General features: G+C 38.2%; 20 protein-coding genes, 1 pseudogene, 1 riboswitch and 1 other annotated feature. Of the genes and pseudogenes, 4 read left to right on the forward strand and 17 right to left on the reverse strand.

The window, feature by feature from the left end; translation table 11 throughout:
• Positions 1–89: 89 nt before the first annotated feature.
• Positions 90–836 (forward strand): SDR family NAD(P)-dependent oxidoreductase, encoded by a 747-nt coding sequence (locus ACQKNX_RS11595; RefSeq protein ID WP_427428999.1) that lies wholly within the window; start codon positions 90–92, stop codon positions 834–836.
• Between the two features lie 127 nt (positions 837–963).
• Positions 964–1,567 (forward strand): annotated as a pseudogene (locus tag ACQKNX_RS11600) (hypothetical protein); the annotation flags it as partial.
• A gap of 118 nt (positions 1,568–1,685) precedes the next feature.
• Here ACQKNX_RS11600 and ACQKNX_RS11605 read toward each other — a convergent pair.
• From ACQKNX_RS11605 to rph, 5 genes are all read right to left on the reverse strand, one after another.
• Entirely contained in the window at positions 1,686–1,847 is a 162-nt protein-coding gene (locus tag ACQKNX_RS11605; RefSeq protein WP_340823188.1) for a DUF2639 domain-containing protein, read from the reverse strand.
• Positions 1,848–1,973: 126 nt separating this feature from the next.
• Positions 1,974–3,437: a protein adenylyltransferase SelO gene (locus ACQKNX_RS11610; RefSeq protein WP_427429000.1), complete on the reverse strand. Its 1,464-nt coding sequence runs from the start codon at positions 3,435–3,437 to the stop codon at positions 1,974–1,976.
• A 163-nt stretch (positions 3,438–3,600) separates the two neighbouring features.
• The gene (locus tag ACQKNX_RS11615) at positions 3,601–4,104 is read right to left on the reverse strand and encodes a metallophosphoesterase (protein ID WP_427429001.1); all 504 of its coding nucleotides are present in this window, start codon (positions 4,102–4,104) and stop codon (positions 3,601–3,603) included.
• Between the two features lie 11 nt (positions 4,105–4,115).
• Positions 4,116–4,709 (reverse strand): XTP/dITP diphosphatase, encoded by a 594-nt coding sequence (locus ACQKNX_RS11620; protein ID WP_427429002.1) that lies wholly within the window; start codon positions 4,707–4,709, stop codon positions 4,116–4,118.
• A 1-nt stretch (position 4,710) separates the two neighbouring features.
• Positions 4,711–5,460 carry a ribonuclease PH gene (rph, locus tag ACQKNX_RS11625; protein WP_427429003.1) on the reverse strand — a complete coding sequence of 250 codons (750 nt, stop codon included), beginning with the start codon at positions 5,458–5,460 and terminating at the stop codon, positions 4,711–4,713.
• Positions 5,461–5,635: 175 nt separating this feature from the next.
• Here rph and trhA point away from each other — a divergent pair, with 175 nt between their 5' ends.
• The gene (gene trhA, locus ACQKNX_RS11630; protein WP_427429004.1) at positions 5,636–6,277 is read left to right on the forward strand and encodes a PAQR family membrane homeostasis protein TrhA; all 642 of its coding nucleotides are present in this window, start codon (positions 5,636–5,638) and stop codon (positions 6,275–6,277) included.
• 66 nt (positions 6,278–6,343) lie between these two features.
• On the opposite strand, the gene racE is transcribed toward trhA, so the two are convergent.
• From racE to ACQKNX_RS11665, 7 genes are all read right to left on the reverse strand, one after another.
• The gene (gene racE, locus ACQKNX_RS11635) at positions 6,344–7,141 is read right to left on the reverse strand and encodes a glutamate racemase (RefSeq protein ID WP_427429005.1); all 798 of its coding nucleotides are present in this window, start codon (positions 7,139–7,141) and stop codon (positions 6,344–6,346) included.
• Between the two features lie 10 nt (positions 7,142–7,151).
• Entirely contained in the window at positions 7,152–7,604 is a 453-nt protein-coding gene (locus ACQKNX_RS11640) for a MarR family winged helix-turn-helix transcriptional regulator (RefSeq protein ID WP_172772341.1), read from the reverse strand.
• A 74-nt stretch (positions 7,605–7,678) separates the two neighbouring features.
• A complete protein-coding gene (locus tag ACQKNX_RS11645; RefSeq protein WP_172772342.1) occupies positions 7,679–7,900 on the reverse strand; it encodes a helix-turn-helix domain-containing protein in 222 nt (73 codons plus the stop codon).
• Between the two features lie 287 nt (positions 7,901–8,187).
• Positions 8,188–8,646 (reverse strand): acyl-CoA thioesterase, encoded by a 459-nt coding sequence (locus ACQKNX_RS11650; protein WP_427429006.1) that lies wholly within the window; start codon positions 8,644–8,646, stop codon positions 8,188–8,190.
• A 234-nt stretch (positions 8,647–8,880) separates the two neighbouring features.
• Positions 8,881–9,660, reverse strand: a complete 780-nt coding sequence (sdhB, locus tag ACQKNX_RS11655; RefSeq protein ID WP_427429007.1) for a succinate dehydrogenase iron-sulfur subunit — start codon at positions 9,658–9,660, stop codon at positions 8,881–8,883.
• Positions 9,661–9,665: 5 nt separating this feature from the next.
• Complete coding sequence (gene sdhA / locus ACQKNX_RS11660; protein WP_427429008.1) at positions 9,666–11,420, reverse strand: succinate dehydrogenase flavoprotein subunit; 1,755 nt, start codon at positions 11,418–11,420, stop codon at positions 9,666–9,668.
• Between the two features lie 67 nt (positions 11,421–11,487).
• Positions 11,488–12,096 (reverse strand): succinate dehydrogenase cytochrome b558 subunit, encoded by a 609-nt coding sequence (locus ACQKNX_RS11665; protein WP_427429009.1) that lies wholly within the window; start codon positions 12,094–12,096, stop codon positions 11,488–11,490.
• A 272-nt stretch (positions 12,097–12,368) separates the two neighbouring features.
• Here ACQKNX_RS11665 and ACQKNX_RS11670 point away from each other — a divergent pair, with 272 nt between their 5' ends.
• The gene (locus ACQKNX_RS11670; protein WP_427429010.1) at positions 12,369–12,803 is read left to right on the forward strand and encodes a YslB family protein; all 435 of its coding nucleotides are present in this window, start codon (positions 12,369–12,371) and stop codon (positions 12,801–12,803) included.
• A gap of 304 nt (positions 12,804–13,107) precedes the next feature.
• Here ACQKNX_RS11670 and ACQKNX_RS11675 read toward each other — a convergent pair whose 3' ends face one another.
• The 5 genes from ACQKNX_RS11675 to ACQKNX_RS11695 all read right to left on the reverse strand — a co-directional run bounded on the left by ACQKNX_RS11675 (position 13,108) and on the right by ACQKNX_RS11695 (position 19,948).
• A complete protein-coding gene (locus tag ACQKNX_RS11675; RefSeq protein WP_427429011.1) occupies positions 13,108–14,337 on the reverse strand; it encodes an aspartate kinase in 1,230 nt (409 codons plus the stop codon).
• A gap of 101 nt (positions 14,338–14,438) precedes the next feature.
• A riboswitch (Lysine riboswitch) is annotated at positions 14,439–14,617 on the reverse strand.
• A gap of 138 nt (positions 14,618–14,755) precedes the next feature.
• A complete protein-coding gene (gene uvrC, locus ACQKNX_RS11680; RefSeq protein WP_427429012.1) occupies positions 14,756–16,546 on the reverse strand; it encodes an excinuclease ABC subunit UvrC in 1,791 nt (596 codons plus the stop codon).
• Between the two features lie 192 nt (positions 16,547–16,738).
• The gene (trxA, locus tag ACQKNX_RS11685) at positions 16,739–17,050 is read right to left on the reverse strand and encodes a thioredoxin (RefSeq protein ID WP_427429013.1); all 312 of its coding nucleotides are present in this window, start codon (positions 17,048–17,050) and stop codon (positions 16,739–16,741) included.
• Positions 17,051–17,171: 121 nt separating this feature from the next.
• Positions 17,172–18,521 (reverse strand): amino acid permease, encoded by a 1,350-nt coding sequence (locus ACQKNX_RS11690; protein ID WP_427429014.1) that lies wholly within the window; start codon positions 18,519–18,521, stop codon positions 17,172–17,174.
• Positions 18,522–18,579: 58 nt separating this feature from the next.
• Positions 18,580–18,813, reverse strand: a binding site (T-box leader).
• Between the two features lie 157 nt (positions 18,814–18,970).
• Positions 18,971–19,948: an electron transfer flavoprotein subunit alpha/FixB family protein gene (locus tag ACQKNX_RS11695; protein ID WP_427429015.1), complete on the reverse strand. Its 978-nt coding sequence runs from the start codon at positions 19,946–19,948 to the stop codon at positions 18,971–18,973.
• Positions 19,949–19,956 lie beyond the last annotated feature (8 nt).

Consider the following 19,956-nt stretch of genomic DNA (forward strand, 5'->3'; position numbering starts at 1 on the left):
GAATCTAGATGTTTCTTTATGCCATTTCAATATAGTTCACTGCCCTATTTTTGCTAAAATAATGAAAAGTAAAAATTGGAGGAATGAGTATGTTTGAAAACGCTGTTGTTGTCGTAACTGGTGGTGCACAAGGAATTGGAAAAGGTGTAGTGCTAGCATATGCAAAAAGTGGTGCGAAGGTTGTCATTGCAGATGTCAATGTAGAGCTCGGTAAACAGCTGGAGCAAGAAATGCATGGGCAAGGTTATTCGGCATTATTCGTAGAGACAGATGTTACAAAGGAACAAGATATTATTTCTTTAATGCAACAAACGGTTCAACATTACGGGACGATTACAATTTTAATTAATAATGCTGGAAAGTTTCTGCAACTGTCTCCTTATAATATTACGTTTGCACAATGGCATGATATTTTACAAACGAATTTAACAAGTGTTTTATTCTGTTCACGAGAGGCGGCTAAAATAATGCGGACGAATGAGAATGGTGGTTCGATTGTTTCTTTAGCCTCTACACGGGCTTTTATGTCTGAGCCCCATACCGAAGCATATGCCGCTACGAAGGGCGGTATTGTCGCTTTAACACACGCTTTAGCACGCTCTTTAGGGTCAGATCAGATTACGGTCAATTGTATATCGCCTGGTTGGATTGAAACGGGGGATTATGAACAGTTACGTTCCATCGATCATGCACAACATTTATTAGGACGTGTTGGCGTGCCGGAGGATATTGCTCAAGCATGTCTATATTTAACTAATCCAGCAAATCGATTTGTTACTGGTATTAATCTTACTGTCGATGGAGGTATGACAAAGAAAATGATGTATGAAGAATAATGCACGCTCTGCATTCATGCACACTCAAAAATCTTGTCGAGTATTCTACAATAGAATGTATTCATGAGGAAGTGAACGTGCATTGTTTCCGTATCCAAATGAATATTATAGCAATTCATTAAGCGCCATCTATACTGCCCCATCCAAGCGGTATAAAGCGCCTATTCGGCACTTTTTACAACCACAGCGCGATAATCGAAAGTGCATCAGTAAAGCCGAATCTGATTATTTAGCTATGAATCGACTGTTGTGGATGGACCATGTCAATTGGACGAGGATGACCATTATTAGCATTGTCTTTGGTTTGCCAGATTTACCATTTGTGCAAACGCGTCTTTTACAAAAATGCGACTGATTTAGGAAATTATCTTCGTCCATTCTATAGTGATCAAATAGCTGATCGGTACGCCGAGCTTATTAAAGAGCATCTACTTATTGCAGCACAGCTCGTTACAGCAGCGAATAAAGGCGATGCGGCAACAGCAGCAGCAAAAGAAAAAGAATGGTATCGTAATGCCGATGATATTGCTATATTTTTAAGTACGATTAATCGTTATTTGAGGAAAGAAGCTGTACAGCAAATGTTTTATAGCCATTTAGCTTTAACGAAAAAAGAAGCTGTTTCCATGATTCAAAAAAACTATCAAACAGATGTGCAAGTTTTTGATGAGATAGAAGCAGAGGTACTCGAAATGTCGGATATGATTGCAATGGCAATTGTTATGAATTTCGCTACCACTTCTATTAAACGAATCAATAAAAAACCAGATTCATCGACAATATCTTTTGTCCATCAATCTGGTGTATTTTCCTATAAACTAGTGTTTCCCTTTTATTTAAACCAACCTATCATTTCTCCGTATCGATTGGTTGCTTATCAACATAGCGGTAATATAAATTGCGTAGTTCAGATTCTTTAAAAAGCCCTAGATGGCTCTTTAATTGAGGATGTACTAATATTCCCTTTGCACGTAGCTCCTTTACAAACCAACCTTTAGAATATTGATGCACGTTGCACAGTCTCCTTTTCTGTTATTCATACATAACGTATGCTTAAAGGTTTTGTGCTGTTACCGCTTTCCTTTTACATCAATAAAAAAACGAAGGATATGAAATCCCTTCGTTTTAAATATATGATTATGTGCCACAGAACGTTTGATAAGGACAGCTCGTTGGTGCTGGTAGCGTTGCATACTCTTCTTGATTAGCTAAATGGGCGTATGGCTGTGAAAGTGCCTGTAATAGCTTGTCCATTACACGATAATCACCATGTGTAACAGCAGCTTCTAATGCTTCTTCTACTCTGTGGTTTCTAGGAATAATCGCTGGGTTGTTATTTCGCATTAATTGTTGTGATGCCGCTTCAGTTTCCTCTTGTCTCCCACGTCTCGCTAGCCATTGTTCATTCCATTTTTTAAATTCTGTACTATCAAATAGTGAAATTCCTTCACATTGATTAAAAGTTAAAGCACGGAATGTATTCGTAAAATCGGCATCATTCTTTTCCATTAATGTTAGCAGTTCTTCAATCAATGTTGCATCTTGCTCTTCTTCATTAAAAATCCCTAATTTCGCTCGCATGCCTGATAACCAATTGGTGTAATACAGCTGAGGATATTGCTGTATTACTTCTTGGGCTAATGTCACTGCCTCTTCTTCGTTGTCATGAATGAGCGGAAGCAATGATTCAGCAAAACGCGCAATATTCCACCCTCCAATAGGTGGCTGATTTCTATATGCATAGCGACCTTGTCTATCGATTGAGCTAAAAACTGTTGCAGGGTTATACGTATCCATGAAAGCACAAGGACCATAATCTATTGTTTCACCACTAATGGTCATATTATCAGTGTTCATAACACCGTGAATAAAGCCAACTAGCTGCCATTGTGCTATGAGTTTAGCCTGTCTCTCCATAACTTCCTGAAGCAGGCTCAAATAGCGATTAGGTTGCGTCTGATCAATCATTGGGAAATGGCGTTCAATCGCATAATCAGCTAAAATTTGAAGCTCTTCATTGGTCCCCCATTGCGCCACATATTGAAATGTTCCTACACGTAAATGACTGCTCGCAACACGCGTCAAAATAGCACCAGGTAGTTCAGTTTCACGTATGATTGTTTCTCCTGTCGTTACCACCGCTAAACTACGAGAAGTCGGAATGCCAAGTGCATACATCGCTTCACTAATAATATATTCGCGGAGCATCGGACCGAGTGCTGCACGACCGTCTCCTCCTCGAGAATATGGTGTTCGCCCTGACCCTTTAAGCCCGATATCATAGCGCTCCCCTGTAGGTGTGATTTGCTCGCCAAGCAGCAGTGCTCTACCGTCTCCTAGCATGTTAAAATGCCCAAATTGATGTCCTGCATAAGCCTGTGCTATCGGTAATCCACCACTTGGCACCTCATTTCCAGCAAGTATCTCGATACTGTCTTCACGTTGGAGCGCCTGATAATCTAATCCAAGAGACTTAGCCACTGCCTCATTAACAATCACCAATTTTGGTGATTGTACACGATTCAATTGAAGGCTGCTATAGAATGAACTTGGTAGACGAGCGTAGCTATTATCAAAATTCCAACTTAAGTTGTTTGCCATTGTCATTTAATCACCCTTGTTCTTTTCATTTAGTTTTACTACTATAATGCAAATAATTCATGGTCATAATTTCCAACAACATTGCTTTGCATAAATATAAAAACGCTTAAACTCTCTTTTAGCAGAATCTTAAGCGTTTTTATATTAGTTTTTGCCATTTAACTTATTTCCGAACAAACTTATGCGTTGAAATACAATCATTGTCATCTGTTAAGAAATTGACCTGAAAATAATCATCTTGAATATCTATAATTGCAAAGCTTTTTTCGTTGCGACCTCTTGGCTTTAGTAAGCTTCCTGGATTTATAAATAGGACATCATCTATCATTTCAGCACCTAATACATGCGAGTGGCCGAAGCAGGCAATTTGTGCATCGACCTCCTTTGCGCGATACGACAATGATAAAATGGATGTTTTCACATTAAATAAATGACCATGTGTCACAAACAGAGTAACATCTTCCACTTCCATAATGACTTCATCTGGAAATGCTTTATCGATATCACAATTTCCTCGAACTTTCTTCATATCGTTGAGTGCTTCATGGGAGAAAGGAAGCTCACTATCGCCACAATGAATCAAAGTTTCTACATTTGGATAAAAGCTACGTACTTTATCAATAACAGCGCTATCTCCATGTGTATCACTCATGACTAATATTTGCATAGAATCACCTCTTACTTAATAAGATTTGGCAATTGATCCTTTAGCTTACGAATGGCATTTCCACGGTGAGAAATAGCACCTTTTTCTTCTGGCGATAACTCAGCCATCATACGATTTAAGCTTGGTACAAAAAAGACTGGATCATATCCAAAGCCATTTGTACCACGTTTTTCACGTGCAATTACACCTTCACAAGTGCCAAAAACAGTTGTTGTTTCAAATTCTGGACCTGCAATGGCAATGCAGCAACAAAATCGAGCTGTACGCTTATTTTCTTCAACGTCTTGTAAATTTTGTAATAGCTTCACCATATTCGCCTCGTCATCATGATCTCCAGCATAACGTGCCGAATAAACACCTGGCTCACCATTTAACGCATCCACAGCTAACCCACTATCATCTGCAATAACAATAGTAGCAAGCTCTTTCGCCAAAGCTTCTGCCTTTAACACAGCATTTTCTTCAAATGTAGTGCCTGTTTCCTCTATTTCCATATTTGGCGCAACATCAAACATCGTCACCACTTCATAGCCAAGGGGCGCAAATAACGCTTCAAAATCTTTGGCTTTGCCTTTGTTTTTTGTAGCAATTACAACTTGTTTCATATTAGCTGTTTCCTCCTACTTTATGAGCCAGATCTCCAAGCGCTTGTTTTTGTAGTTCAATTAATTCTTGGATTCCTTTTTCACCTAATGCTAGCAATTCATTTAATTCTTCTCGTGAAAATGTTGCTTCTTCCCCTGTACCCTGTAGTTCTACAAAACGGCCAGCACCAGTCATGACGATGTTCATATCTACAGCTGCATCAACATCTTCAACATAGTTTAAGTCTAAAACTGCACCTTGCTCTTCAACAATTCCTACACTTGTAGCAGCTAAGAAATCTGTAATTGGGAATTTTTCTAGTTGTTTTTCTTCAGCAAGCTTAGCAATCGCCTGTGTCATCGCTACAAATGCACCTGTAATTGACGCAGTACGTGTCCCACCATCCGCTTGAATTACATCACAGTCAATCCATACTGTACGTTCACCCAAAGCCTCTAAATCGACGATAGCACGCAATGCACGCCCAATAAGACGTTGGATTTCCATTGTACGTCCGTTTACTTTTCCGCGTGACGATTCACGTGGTGTACGTTGTGCTGTGGCACGTGGTAGCATGGAATACTCAGCAGTAATCCATCCTTTACCTTGGCCGCGTAAAAAACCCGGTACTTTATCTTCAACTGTTGCCGTACAAATTACTTTCGTATTTCCAACTTGGATCAATACTGAGCCTTCTGGATGTAATAAATATTCGCTATCCATTTTTACAGGACGCAATGCATCTGCATTTCTACCATCAAATCTTGTCATAATTAATCGTGCCTCCTAAAATCTTTCGCGCCCTTATTTTATCATATTTTACATTGGTGCGACGATTTACTACGCCCAATATATGATATTTATCATATAAATTGCATTACATTTTCATCTACAATGAAAAATCTCCTCATGTTATAGTAATATAATAAAGAAAGAGGTGATGGTCATGTCTCAACCAACAATTGGGCATAATAGTTATACCATAAAGGAAGAATTTTGGAATGCGCTAACACATGGAATAGGTGCATTTTTGACAGTTCCTGCTACCCTTCTATTAGTGCATAAAGCTTTAACAACTGGTACAAGCACCGAGCTTATTAGTTACATTATTTTTGGTTTATCGATGTTTTGTTTATACATAGCATCTACCTTGTATCACTCACTGCCGACAAACAAGGTACTTTTAAAAAAACTAGATCATAGCTCCATTTTCTTATTAATCGCTGGAACTTATACACCGATTGCATTAATTGCGGTTGGTGGAAAGCTTGGATTGAGCATTTTTATTATTGAATGGGTACTTGCCTTCATCGGCATCATACTAAAACAATTTTTCGTGTATCGTTTTAAAAAAATATCATTAATCGTCTATATTGGCATGGGCTGGCTCATTGTCTTCGCCTATAAGCCATTAGTTGCCTACATCTCATTCAAAGGGTTTATGACACTTTTAATCGGCGGCATTTTTTATACTGCTGGCACTTATTTTTATAAGAACAAAAAGATTAAGTACAACCATGCAATTTGGCATGTCTTTGTAATGGCTGGAAGTGCTGCGATGTTCGTTGCAATCTATTTATTTATGTAAAACATTTAGCTCCATAAATTATTACGAAATAAAAAAATCAGCCTAGCTATTAAGCTAAGCTGATTTTTATTTTAATGTAATACGGTTTATGTCAAGCGTACCTTGCTCCAGCCAACTTTCTGCAATCGAACGGAAAATTGGAACAGAACCCGTTGCAAAAAATTTATGTGCGGGCTTAGCATTTGAATTTGCTAAAGTGCCATTATACGCAAGCATTTCCTCAACATCCTTTGCTGTTTCTTCCGCAGAAGATAGCACGAATACATCTTCTCCGACAACAGCTTCAATTTGTTTTTGCAAAATAGGATAATGTGTACATCCTAAAATGACCGTATCAAATTGTTCGTTTTTTAACGGTTTTAAGCCATCAGCAATTAAATTATTTGCAAATTCACCTTTATATTCGCCACTTTCTACTAGTGGTACGAATGTTGGACAAGCCAATGGAATAATGTGGGTAGACGTATTAAGAGATAATAATGCTTCTTCATATGCCCCACTTTTAATTGTTCCTTCTGTTGCAAGCACAACGACTTCATGTCGCTTCGTTTTCTTTACAGCTGCACGTGCGCCAGCATTAATAACGCCTAATATCGGAAAAGGCATATTACGTTGTAAACTTTCGAGTGCTACTGCAGTCGCTGTATTACAAGCAATGACTAGCATCTTGATATTCATTTTCTCTAGCGCTTTTGCCATTTGCCAAGTAAAATTCCGTACTTCCTGACGAGTTCGAGGACCATAGGGACATCTTGCAGTATCACCAATATAATAAATCGTTTCATTTGGTAAACGTTTTATTATTTCCTTTGCTACGGTTAAACCGCCTACTCCTGAATCAATAACGCCTATCGGGGCATTCATACTTTCCGCCTCAATCCTGTTTCATGTGTACATGTAGTTTTTGTAAATAGCTTGATAATTGCGCGACTTCTTGTTCGTTAAATCCAACAAGCATTTCCTGCAAATATTGCTGTCTTTTTTCTATAACCTCTTGAATAATACGTTCGCCTTTTTCGAGAAGATGAACGACAACGACACGACGGTCATTTTCATCACGCATTCGCTTGACTAATTCATTTTTCTCCATTCGGTCCACTAAATCTGTTGTCGTACTAAAAGCTAAGTATAAACGGTTTGATAAATCGCCAATTGTAATATCACCAAGCTCTTCTAACCACTGCAATGCAACAAATTGTGGCGGCGTAATCGCATATTGTGAAACAATTTCTCTTCCTTTTTGCTTCACAATGGCCGCTATATAGCGTAGTTCCTTTTCAACCGTTGCAACGGTTTCAGGTGAGTGCTTTGTTACTTCATCCGACATATAACTATTCCACTCCTAAAAATACGTTGAATAGTTCTATTTTGTCGTTTTTTTAATGAAATAGCAAGAGTCCATTAGTCTAATTTAAATTCTTCTAAGCGTAACAGCTCAATTAACGCTTGAGATCGATTTGTTACACCCAGCTTTTGAATTGTATTGGAAATGTGATTTCGCACTGTTTTTTCACTAATACCAAGTTGCCCTGCAATATCCCTCGTTGTTTTTTCAGCTAATAAAAGCGCAAATATTTCACGTTCTCGGTTTGTTAAAAGAGAACGATGATGAGAGCCATTCATTTTCAGTCACACCCTCCTCCCCCGCACGTATTGTAACTTATGTTAAGGAGTGTTGAGCGGTGACGGCTATTTTCATTAATATACGCAGTTTCCACAAAAAAATCGGAAGTTCTTCTATAATAGCGCAATTTACAAATTAAAGATGAATCAATTACCTTTGCATAGTTACGTCCAGCTTTTTTGAACTTGTCGAAAAGCTCCTCTTTAAATTTGTAACATCTACGCATTTAGTTTGATTTAGCTTTATTCCCATCCCGACTTATAAAAGTGACAGTTGCTGATGCAAGCTAAATAATAGCTAATGCCGCTAAATGTGCCTTTTCTTCTTCTGTTATTGGCACACTTTTACCTGTTCGAGGGTCCATTTGTACAACGGTACCACGTCCCGTAAAGCATACTTCATCCTTTTGATTTTTTGCTAAGTAATGAATATCCATTGATGAATTACCTACTTTAGCTACTTTCGCATACACGTGAATTACATCATCGAAGAAAACTTGCTTTCTATAATCACATTGTAAATCCGCTACGATTGGAATCCCATTTACATTGTCATCAATTGCAGAAGGCATTAATATGCCCAGATGATTAAAATAATCAATCCTAGCCTGTTCAAAATATGTAAAGCTAACTGTATTATTCATATGGCCATACATATCCGTTTCTGAAAAACGAACACGTACCTGAGTATAAAATGAGAAATCATTTGCCCATTTCTCAAAATCCCCAATATAACTTGCTTTCATATTTAACTTCCCCCTTCATTCTGTATCCAGCTTATGTTTTATGAAACTGTTGTTTAGTTAGCCGTATTTTAATAGTTTAAAAATGAATACAAATTCATTATAAAGGAAATTGCTATATTATGATAGAAAAATCAGAAATTTTAGTGTTTTATTCCCGAATTACCTATTTTCTTATAACTAACAGTCTATAAAAAAAATCCCTTACACAATTGTGTAAGGGATTTGCATGTACAATTAGTCAACGTAATGGTCAGAACCGAAGAAGTTACGGAACATTTGCACTGTTGTTGCACGGTTTAAAGATGCGATAGATGTTGTTAAAGGAATACCTTTAGGACAAGCAGCTACACAGTTTTGAGAGTTACCGCAGTTAGCAAGACCGCCGTCACCCATAATTGCATTTAAACGTTCGTCCTTAATCATTGCACCTGTTGGGTGTGTGTTAAATAGACGTACTTGTGATAATGGTGCTGGACCAATGAATGAAGCTTTTTCAGACACGTTTGGACACGCTTCCATACATACACCACAAGTCATACATTTAGATAATTCATAAGCCCATTGACGTTTACCTTCTGGCAAACGAGGACCTTCACCTAAATCATAAGTACCATCGATTGGTACCCATGCTTTTACTTTTTTCAGTGCGTTGAACATACGATCACGGTCTACTTGTAAGTCACGTACTACCGGGAAAGTTTTCATTGGCTCAAGGCGAACTGGTTCAGTCAATTGATCAATCAGTGTTGAACATGATTGACGTGGACGACCATTGATTACCATTGAACATGCTCCACAAACTTCTTCAAGACAGTTCATGTCCCATGAAACTGGTGTTGTTTTTTCACCTGTTTCTGTCACTGGGTTTTTTTGAATCTCCATTAACACAGAAATAACGTTCATACCATGACGGTAAGGAACTTCGAATTTCTGCCAGTAGCCTTGGCCACCTTGTGTATCTTGACGTAAAATTTCAACTTTTACTTTTCTTCCAGTATTAGCTGCGATTACCATAATTCTTAGTCTCCTTTCGCAGAGTAGTCACGTTTACGTGGTGGGATTAATGAAACGTCTACTTCTTGATATGTGATAACTGGCTCGCCCGTAGCTGGGTCGAATTTCGCCATAGTTGTTTTTAAGAAGTTTTCATCATCACGTTGCGGGAAGTCTGGTTTATAGTGCGCACCACGAGATTCATTACGAAGTAAAGCACCTTTTGTCATTACTTTCGCTAAGTAAAGCATGTTTTTCAACTGACGAGTAAAGTGAGCACCTTGGTTACTCCATTTTTGCGTATCGTTGATATTGATGTTTTCCCAACGTTGTTGGAATTCGCCAAGTTTTTTATAAGTTTCTTCAAGTTGGTCGTTAAAGCGTACAACTGTCATTGTAGCTGTCATTAACTCACCAAGCTCTTTATGAAGAAGGTAAGCGTTTTCTGTGCCATCCATTTTCATGATAGCATCCCACTTAGATTGCTCTTCATTAACACGTGCATCGAAGATATCTTGAGATAAATCTTCAGCATGCTTTTTAAGATGTTTAACGTAATCAACTGCATTTGGACCAGCAACCATACCACCATAAATAGCAGATAATAATGAGTTTGCACCTAGACGGTTTGCACCATGTTGAGAATAATCACATTCACCTGCTGCAAATAGACCAGGAATTTCAGTCATTTGGTTGTAGTCAACCCATAATCCACCCATAGAATAGTGAACTGCTGGGAAAATTTTCATTGGTAATTTACGTGGGTCATCACCTACGAATTTTTCGTAGATTTCAATGATACCACCAAGTTTAACATCTAATTCATGTGGATCTTTATGAGAAAGATCTAGGTATACCATGTTTTCGCCGTTGATACCAAGCTTTTGGTTTACACAAACGTCAAAAATTTCACGTGTTGCAATATCACGTGGTACTAAGTTACCGTATGCAGGGTATTTTTCTTCTAAGAAGTACCAAGGTTTACCGTCTTTATATGTCCAAATACGACCACCTTCACCACGAGCAGATTCTGACATTAGACGGTTTTTGTCATCTCCAGGAATCGCTGTTGGGTGAATTTGAATGAACTCACCATTCGCGTATGAAGCACCTTGTTGGTATACGATAGAAGCAGCAGAACCTGTGTTAATAACAGAGTTTGTTGTTTTACCGAAGATAATACCAGGTCCACCAGTCGCCATAATAACAGCGTCTGCACGGAATGATTTAATTTCTTCTGTACGCATATTTTGTGCTACGATACCGCGGCAAACGCCGTCATCATCGATAATTACACCAAGGAATTCCCAGTGTTCATATTTGTTAACTAATCCAGCTACTTCGTGAGAACGAACTTGCTCGTCCAACGCGTATAGTAATTGCTGACCAGTAGTTGCACCTGAGAATGCTGTACGGTGCATTAACGTACCACCGAAACGACGGAAGTCTAATAAACCTTCTGGCGTACGGTTGAACATTACACCCATACGGTCCATTAAGTGAATAATACCAGGGGCTGCATCACACATACCTTTAACAGGTGGTTGGTTCGCTAAGAAGTCCCCACCATATACTGTATCATCAAAGTGAATCCAAGGAGAATCCCCTTCACCTTTTGTATTTACGGCACCATTAATTCCACCTTGCGCACATACAGAGTGTGAGCGTTTTACAGGAACTAATGAGAATAAATCAATTTCAGTACCAATTTCAGCTGCTTTAATCGTTGCCATCAGACCAGCTAAACCGCCGCCAACAACAATTATTTTGCTTTTCGCCATGATTATTTCTCACTCCTCTTAAAAAATTGCAATGATTGCATGCACTCTTATAGTAGCTTCTATTAAATTAAACGAAAGCTAAAATAGCAGCCACGCCAACTACACTTAAAATTACGAAAAGAACGTTTGTTACATAAGTAGCAATCTTTTGAGACTGTGGTGATTGTGTAATACCCCAGCTTACTAGGAATGCCCATAAACCATTTGATAAGTGGAACGTTGCTGATATAATACCAACAATATAGAATCCAAGCATAAATGGATTAGCAACGATACTTGCCATCATGTCGTAATCAACGTGTGTACCAAGCGCTTTTTGAATACGAGTTTGGAAAATATGCCATGCAATGAAAATTACTAAAAATACACCAGTGAAACGTTGTAATGAGAACATCCAGTTACGGTATGTGCTAAAACGCCCTGTATTTGGTGTAGCAGTGAATGCGATGTACACACCATAAAATGCGTGGAACATTAATGGAATGTAGATGACAATCCACTCTACTAGGATAAGAAATGGAATCTTTTCCATTACTGCGGTAGCATCATTGTAACTTTCTGCTCCGCCTGTTGCTGTAAAGTTAATGAATAGGTGCATCGTTAAAAACAGACCTACTGGAATGATACCTAGTAGAGAATGTAAGCGACGCCATAAAAACTCTCGATCTTTCGACAAGACTGTTACCCCCCTTAGTACTTAAAATAGCACAACAAAAGAAGTCACCATTTTGTAAATGATACTCCATTGACTGTGTATTTCATCATGGTACAATATTATGACATGTTTATTGTACTCTCAAGTGCTACGAGCGTCAAGGTAACATAGATTTTTTACTAGCCCTTATTATAGAAGCAATCTAGTACATAACGTGTCGATTCTTCTCGAAAATTCTATCTTTACTTTATTGACGCTAAATTACAAGAAAATTCTAAGAAAGAAGGATTTCAATGTTAAATAATCCATCTAATACAATCTCTTCATTCGGATATGAATTAATCCGTGATCATATTCTATCTTCTATTCTCGGTAAGCATGAAAATGACGTGCTTTATTGGGCAGGGAAGGAGCTTGCACGGAAGTTCCCTTGTAAAAGTCAAGATGAACTTATCGCATTTTTCGCGGATGCGTGCTGGGGTACTCTTGAATTGACAAAGGAGTCTAAAGATGGACGCATTTTCCATTTATCGAACGAACCTACACTTTTGCAAATTCATAATCGTAGCTTCAGACTAGAAGCAGGGTTTATTGCTGAACAAATCCAGCAAGTAAAAGGTTACTTAACAGAATGTTATGATGAAAAGCGTGAAAAGCAACAGCTCGTCATGTTTACAGTTAAATGGGATGTTAAAGAACGTATTATGAACACAATACCAAATAAATAAACTAGTAAAGGATTGCGATTTTGTTAGAAAAGCAATCCTTTCTGAGTATCGGCAAAAGGCAACATGAAGTAACTCTTGATGCCTTTTGTCATTTTTTTATCCTTTTATAGTAATCAATTGGAATATTCATGCCACCTTGTACCTTTGATTGAAGCGGAGGACGGCGACTCCTGCTCAGAACGCACAGAACATAAGACGTAACAAACCGCGCGTTAGCGAGGGTTATGGCTTACGTATGTGCCCGCGGAAAGCGTCCGCCCGAAGCGGAAATCAACCGCTGTATCCATCTATACTTTATAGAAAGCTACTGTGCATGAATCTTCTCCGCTAAATTAAACTCATCATGTAATGCGTTTGCAGCGCGAATCATTTCGTCCTGTGGCACAACAACAGAAACTTTAATTTCAGAAGTACTGACCATTTTTACTGCAATATCCTCGCGTCGTAAACGATCAAACATTCGTGCAGCAACGCCAGGATTTGATGCCATGCCTGATCCTATAATTGAAACTTTCGCTAAGCCAATTTGAAAATCTGCAAAGCTAAAACCAAGTGACAATTTACTATCCTCTAGTACACGTAAAGCATCAGCAAACTCTTCTTTTAAAATTGTAAAAGATACTGATGGTCTCACACCTTCTATAATAGCTTGCACAATAATATCAACATTAATGCGATTTTCTGCAAGTATAGCAAACATATCTGCTAACGATGCAGTTGAGTATGTATCATAACCGATTGTTAGACGAATAATATCAGACTCATAAGCAACACCACGTACGATTAAATTTTTCTCCATTTCAACTTCCTCCTTCAATAAAGTACCTTCTGAATCTACTACGCTTGAACGAATAATGACTGGGATTTGAAACTTTTTTGCGAGCTCCACTGCACGTGGATGTAAAATATGTGAACCTAAATGTGATAGTTCAAGCATTTCATCATATGAAATCTCCTTTAACTTTCTTGCTTTTTCAATATGACGAGGATCTGCTGTATAAACTCCATCCACATTTGTATAAATATCAACACGTTCCGCTTCTAATGTGGCTGCAATGGCTACTGCTGTTGTTTCTGCGCCACCCTTACCTAGTGTTGTTATATTGTGCGCACTATTAATACCTTGCTCCCCCGCAACAACGACAATTTGTCCTTGTATCAAATGTTCTTTCATACGGCACACATCGATATGGTCGATACGTGCATTAAAATGTTTCGCATCTGTTTGCACACCAGCCTGCCAGCCAGTCAATGAAATTGCATCATAACCTTCCTCTTGTAATGCAATTGCAAATAGGGCACTTGCTAATTGTGAGGTCGTCGATAGTAGTACATCCATCTCACGTTTAGAAGCATCGTCTGATAAATCACGGACCATCTTCGCTAAGTCTTTTGCTGTGCGACCCATTGCTGCGGTTACTACTACTACTTCATAGCCGAGCTCTTTTTTGGCTATCGCTATTTTAGCGACCTCTCGAATCTGCTCAGTTGAAGCGATTGCAGGTCCGCCAAATTTCAATACAATACTAGCCATTATCATCATTCTCCTTTATCAATTCGTCACTTGAACAGCAAAAAGGCAGCCCTCACATAACGTGAAAGCTGCCTGCAACATGTACAATAAAAAGCTTGCGCATGTGTGATAGCTCTCCGAAACGTAAAGATTCGACAGTCTTACATCTATTAAATGCAAAACCAGCAAAGTATCGGAAACAACGATACTTCACTTCGGCAAGCTCCCCTTTCACACATCGTCACTGGATTTGTCCATCCTTCAATGTGCTACTATTGAATCTTGCACCTCTATCATCACTTAAAATAGTGAATTTATTAATTTTCCCTTTATGAAAATAGTTCCTTTTTATGCTTTGCTCACATAAACATTCATATAAGGTGTCATAGAACAAGATAGTGTTTTCACTTCATTGTTCTATGACAACCTTAGCATATGTCTAATCCTTTGACAATGTCTGTTGCTGAAAATAATTGTAAATACTGTTCGCTAAGTTCGCAGGTATTCCCGCTTCTTGAAGTGCAAGCTCACTTGCCTCACGAATCTTTTTAACAGAGCCGAAATGCTTCAATAATTGTTGCTTGCGCTTTGGACCAACACCTTCAATTCCATCGAGAACAGATTGAATAGCATTTTTCTCATGCTGTTGGCGTAAAAATGTAATAGCAAAACGGTGTACTTCGTCCTGAATACGCTGTAGTAAATAAAACCCGTCACTTGTCCGCTTTAATGCAATGACATCGGGCGGATCTCCAAATAAAAGCTGTGATGTATTATGCTTTTCATCTTTTGCTAAGCCAGCAATTGGGATAACAAGACCAAGCTCATCCTCTAACACTTCTCGCGCTACTTCCATCTGTCCTTTACCGCCATCTATTAGAACTAAATCAGGCAATGGCAAACCTTCTTTCAATACACGCGTGTAACGGCGACGTATCACTTCTTGCATTGCTCCGTAATCATCATGTTTAGCGGCTGTGCGTGTTTTGTATTTACGATATTCCTTCTTTGCAGGTTTACCATCAATAAACACAACCATTGCTGATACCGCATCAGCACCATGCATATGACTATTATCAAATGCTTCAATGCGAAGAGGTGCTGAAATCCCCATTGCTTCACCTAATGCCTCGCAAGCACCAATTGTTCGCTCTTCCTGTCGCTCAATTAGCTGGAATTTTGCCGCCACAGCAATTTCTGCATTTTTCATGGCCAAATCTACTAATTCTTTTTTTTGTCCTCGCTTCGGTGTTAGCACTTTAACCTCTAATAATTCCGTTAAAATTGTTGCATCAATCGACTGAGGAATAAAAATTTCCTTAGGCTTAATATGCTCAGGCTTTTCATAAAAGCGACCAACAAATGTTAAAAATTCTTCCTCAACATCCTGATAAATAGGGAAAATGGAAACATCGCGTTCAATCAACTTACCTTGACGAACGAAAAAGACTTGCACACACATCCAGCCCTTTTCAACTGCATAACCGAATACATCGCGATTCGTAGTATCACTGGACACAATTTTTTGCTTTTGCATAACCGTTTCAATATGTGCAATTTGATCGCGGAACTCCTTCGCTCGCTCAAATTCTAATTGCTCAGCTGCAGCCAACATTTTCGCTTCAAGCTCTTTTTTTACTGTCTCAACTCCACCATTTAAGAACTTCGTCATATCTTCAATCATATCGTGATATACTTGTGCATCAATTTCTTTTACACACGGCGCTAAGCATTGTCCCATATGGTAATACAAGCAAACTTTCGAAGGCAATTGTACACATTTTCGAAGTGGATATAGTCTATCGAGCAACTTTTTTGTCTCACTTGCTGCATACGCATTTGGATAAGGACCAAAGTATTTTGCTTTATCTTTTTTTACTTTCCGTGTTGTAATAAGCCGTGGATATTTTTCATTCGTAATTTTTATATACGGATACGTTTTATCATCCGTTAGCATGATATTGTATTTAGGATCGTGTAGTTTAATAAGGTTCAACTCTAGAATGAGTGCCTCTAAATTAGAAGAAGTCACAATGTACTCAAAATCCTCAATCTCACCAACAAGGCGCTGTGTTTTTCCTTCATGCGTTCCTGTAAAATACGAACGTACTCGGTTTTTAAGCACCTTTGCCTTACCTACATAAATAATTGTCCCTTGCCGATCCTTCATCAAATAGCAGCCAGGCTGATCTGGTAAAATATCAAGCTTTCGTTTAATTAAATCATTCATCGCCTACCTGCCCCCCCTTTTGATGTCTTAATAATAACCGCCATTCTATAACCATTCTCTTATTGTCTTTCATCGTTACAAAAAACAAGAAAATTTATTAAAAAACGAGCGTTTATTGATTTTCCTCTATCTATTATATAACGAAAAAAAGCCAAGCACATCTAAAGATGGCTCAGCTCTTTATTTTACGAATTAAGCATGTTTAGCGATGAAAGCTTCTAATGCTTCTTTTGGTTGGAAACCAACAGTTTTATCTACTAATTCACCGTTTTTGAATAAAAGCAATGAAGGGATAGACATGATTTGGTATTGTGCTGCAGTACCTTGGTTGTTATCCACATCTACTTTTACGATTTTAGCCGCACTACCTGAAGCGTCCATTTCTTCAAGAACTGGTCCAATCATTTTACATGGTCCACACCAAGCAGCCCAAAAGTCGACTAATACTAAGCCTTCTTTAATATCATCTTGAAACGTTGCATCTGTTGCATGTACAATTGCCATTTGAAATCCTCCTTAAATCTTACTATGGTTGTAGTATAGCATGGATAAAATAGCTTGAGCGAACAATCTGCCTGCAATGTATATTTTATGAAAAAAGTGTCAGGAAAATAAATAACGCCTATTAATTCACCTGATGTCGGCCTATAAATACATACGTTAACGTAATAAAGATGTATATTGCCAACGTAATTCCTGTCACGATAATAGATGTTGTAAAAATAATCCCAATGAGTATGGCACTTAACGCAATAATTGCAATCCACGTTGTATATGGAAACCATTTAACTTCATAAGCGCTTGTTTTTTCTGATTGTTTTTTTCGTGATTTTAAATGGGCAATCGCAATAATTAACCAAATAAATAATACTGTATAGCCAAGCGATCCCATTAGGAAATCGAAAGTCTTGCTTCCAGCATATAAAGAAAAGATTACACCTATATATAAAGCTAACGTACACATTAAAATAGCATATACAGGCACTTTTCGTTTAGATAGATGAGCAAAGATTTTAGGAACACGACCGTCTACAGCTTGTGTATACAGCACTCGAGATGAACCATAAAGCCCTGAATTCATAGAAGAAATAATAGCAAGTAAAACAACAGCATTCATAATATGGTCTGCACCTGGAATTCCGATCATTTTAAATACCATGACAAATGGACTTTCAGGAACACCATTTACTTCATTCCAAGGAATCAAGCTGACGATAATAAAGAACGGTAGTAGATAGAACGTAACAATACGGACTAATGTACTGCGAACAGCTTTTGGTACTACTTTTTCAGGATTTTTTGTTTCAGCTAATGTAATCCCAATGATTTCTGTTCCACCATAAGAATAAATGACGACAAGCATTGCAGCTATTAACCCAGTTGATCCGTTAGGGAAAAAGCCTCCGTGTTCAGTTAAGTTAGAAAAACCAACTGCTGTATGATTTCCAAACGTACCAAACAATAAAATAAGTCCCGCAATAATAAATACAATAATAACAGTGATTTTAATCATTGCTAGCCAGTATTCTGTTTCTGCAAATAGTTTTACGGATAACAGGTTAACGGCTGTTACTAATATTGAAACAGATAGAGCAAGTATCCAAATCGGATATTGAGGTAGCCAATATTGAATAAAAATAGCAGCCACTACTGATTCTGCTGTAATATTTAAAACCCACATTTTCCAATAAATCCAATCAAGAAAATACGCAGGGTATTTTCCTAACACGGACTCAACTAAATCCCTGAACGTTCTTGCTTCTTTATTTCGAACAGCCATTTCGGCTAAACCTTGCATGACAAATAATAAAATAATGCCTCCTACTAAATACGCAATAAGCACAGACGGCCCTGCCATATCAATGGCTGCACTACTTCCTTTAAATAATCCGGCACCAATGGCACCACCTAACGCCATCATTGTAATATGGCGCGAGGTCATAGTTCGTTTTAATTGTTGATTGTTGTTTTCCACTTTCTTACCTCCTAAAATCAAAAAAGGCATACCGTCTGTTCCTTCATAATCAAATGAAAGAAGAGACGATATGCCATAAGCAACCGCGGTACCACTCTAATTGGTCCATTAAGAACCCAACTTAAAAAACCTTGTAACGAAGGTTAATCGTCAAACAAATAGAATAATCCGACAATTCTATTTATCTTACCACTCCTAGGCAAGTTCAAAGTCTTATTGGACTGCGTTGCACCAACCCGCAGCTCTCTTTACCGAATAATGAGCTTTTACTACTCCTAATCTTTGCGTTTCAAAACAATATTATTGAAAAAATTAATGATTATTCACCACTATAATGTTTACTGTTAGTTATGTCAATATTTTATTTTACGATAATTTTCAAATAATGCCTTTCGCTAGATACATCCATACAAAAAGCAGGAAGGATTAACCCTTCCTGCTTCTGCTTGTTATGCGTTTACTTTTAATGCTTTAAATTCTTCGATTAGAAGCGGAATCACTTCAAATAAATCGCCTACAATACCGTAGTCTGCTACTTTAAAGATATTCGCTTCAGGATCTTTATTAATCGCTACAATTACTTTAGAGTTAGACATACCTGCTAAATGTTGAATTGCACCTGAAATACCTGCTGCGATATATAGGTCTGGTGTAACAACCTTCCCTGTTTGACCAATTTGTAAAGAATAATCACAGTACTCAGCATCACATGCACCACGAGATGCACCAACTGCACCGCCAAGTAAATCAGCTAATTCCTTTAATGGTTCAAAGCCTTCCTCTGATTTAACACCTCGACCACCAGCTACAACTACCTTTGCTTCTGAAAGATCTACACCTTCTGAAGATTTACGTACGACCTCTTTAATGATTGAACGTAGGTTTGTAATATCTACAGTGACAGAAGATACATCACCTGATTTACCTGCATCTTTTTCTAAAGGTGCAATATTGTTCGGACGAATTGAAGCTAACACAATGCCCTCTTTTACTTTTACCTTTTCAAAAGCTTTACCTGAGAAGATTGGACGAACGAAAACTACATCGTCACCAGCACCTTCAATCGACGTTACGTCAGAAACAAGACCAGCTTGTAATTTACTAGCAATTTTTGGAGATAAATCTTTACCATTTGCAGTATGACCAAATACAATGCCCGTTGGCTGTTCTTGCTCGATAACAGCTAACAAAGCTTGTCCATAGCCATCTGATGTATATTGTTTTAAATGTGGATGTTCCACCGTCACAACACGATCTGCACCATACTCGAATAATGGACCTGTTAATCCTGCAACTGCGTCCCCTAAAAGTACGCCAACAACCTCGCCACCATCAGCGATTTGTTTTGCTGCTGCAATTGCCTCGAAAGATACATTACGTAAGCTTCCTTCACGAACTTCACCTAATACTAATACTTTTTTTGACATAGTATATT

It is taken from the genome of Lysinibacillus sp. NPDC093712, assembly GCF_050280025.1.
Classification (GTDB): Bacteria; Bacillota; Bacilli; order Bacillales_A; family Planococcaceae; genus Lysinibacillus.

What these genes read in the sequence shown, in the direction of transcription:
- ACQKNX_RS11595 (WP_427428999.1), top strand. Translation starts at nt 90, where the DNA reads ATGTTTGAAAACGCTGTTGTTGTCGTAACTGGTGGTGCACAAGGAATT.
- ACQKNX_RS11610 (WP_427429000.1), bottom strand. Translation starts at nt 3,437, where the DNA reads ATGGCAAACAACTTAAGTTGGAATTTTGATAATAGCTACGCTCGTCTA.
- ACQKNX_RS11615 (WP_427429001.1), bottom strand. Translation starts at nt 4,104, where the DNA reads ATGCAAATATTAGTCATGAGTGATACACATGGAGATAGCGCTGTTATT.
- ACQKNX_RS11620 (WP_427429002.1), bottom strand. Translation starts at nt 4,709, where the DNA reads ATGAAACAAGTTGTAATTGCTACAAAAAACAAAGGCAAAGCCAAAGAT.
- rph (WP_427429003.1), bottom strand. Translation starts at nt 5,460, where the DNA reads ATGACAAGATTTGATGGTAGAAATGCAGATGCATTGCGTCCTGTAAAA.
- trhA (WP_427429004.1), top strand. Translation starts at nt 5,636, where the DNA reads ATGTCTCAACCAACAATTGGGCATAATAGTTATACCATAAAGGAAGAA.
- racE (WP_427429005.1), bottom strand. Translation starts at nt 7,141, where the DNA reads ATGAATGCCCCGATAGGCGTTATTGATTCAGGAGTAGGCGGTTTAACC.
- ACQKNX_RS11640 (WP_172772341.1), bottom strand. Translation starts at nt 7,604, where the DNA reads ATGTCGGATGAAGTAACAAAGCACTCACCTGAAACCGTTGCAACGGTT.
- ACQKNX_RS11645 (WP_172772342.1), bottom strand. Translation starts at nt 7,900, where the DNA reads ATGAATGGCTCTCATCATCGTTCTCTTTTAACAAACCGAGAACGTGAA.
- ACQKNX_RS11650 (WP_427429006.1), bottom strand. Translation starts at nt 8,646, where the DNA reads ATGAAAGCAAGTTATATTGGGGATTTTGAGAAATGGGCAAATGATTTC.
- sdhB (WP_427429007.1), bottom strand. Translation starts at nt 9,660, where the DNA reads ATGGTAATCGCAGCTAATACTGGAAGAAAAGTAAAAGTTGAAATTTTA.
- sdhA (WP_427429008.1), bottom strand. Translation starts at nt 11,420, where the DNA reads ATGGCGAAAAGCAAAATAATTGTTGTTGGCGGCGGTTTAGCTGGTCTG.
- ACQKNX_RS11670 (WP_427429010.1), top strand. Translation starts at nt 12,369, where the DNA reads ATGTTAAATAATCCATCTAATACAATCTCTTCATTCGGATATGAATTA.
- ACQKNX_RS11675 (WP_427429011.1), bottom strand. Translation starts at nt 14,337, where the DNA reads ATGGCTAGTATTGTATTGAAATTTGGCGGACCTGCAATCGCTTCAACT.
- uvrC (WP_427429012.1), bottom strand. Translation starts at nt 16,546, where the DNA reads ATGAATGATTTAATTAAACGAAAGCTTGATATTTTACCAGATCAGCCT.
- trxA (WP_427429013.1), bottom strand. Translation starts at nt 17,050, where the DNA reads ATGGCAATTGTACATGCAACAGATGCAACGTTTCAAGATGATATTAAA.
- ACQKNX_RS11695 (WP_427429015.1), bottom strand. Translation starts at nt 19,948, where the DNA reads ATGTCAAAAAAAGTATTAGTATTAGGTGAAGTTCGTGAAGGAAGCTTA.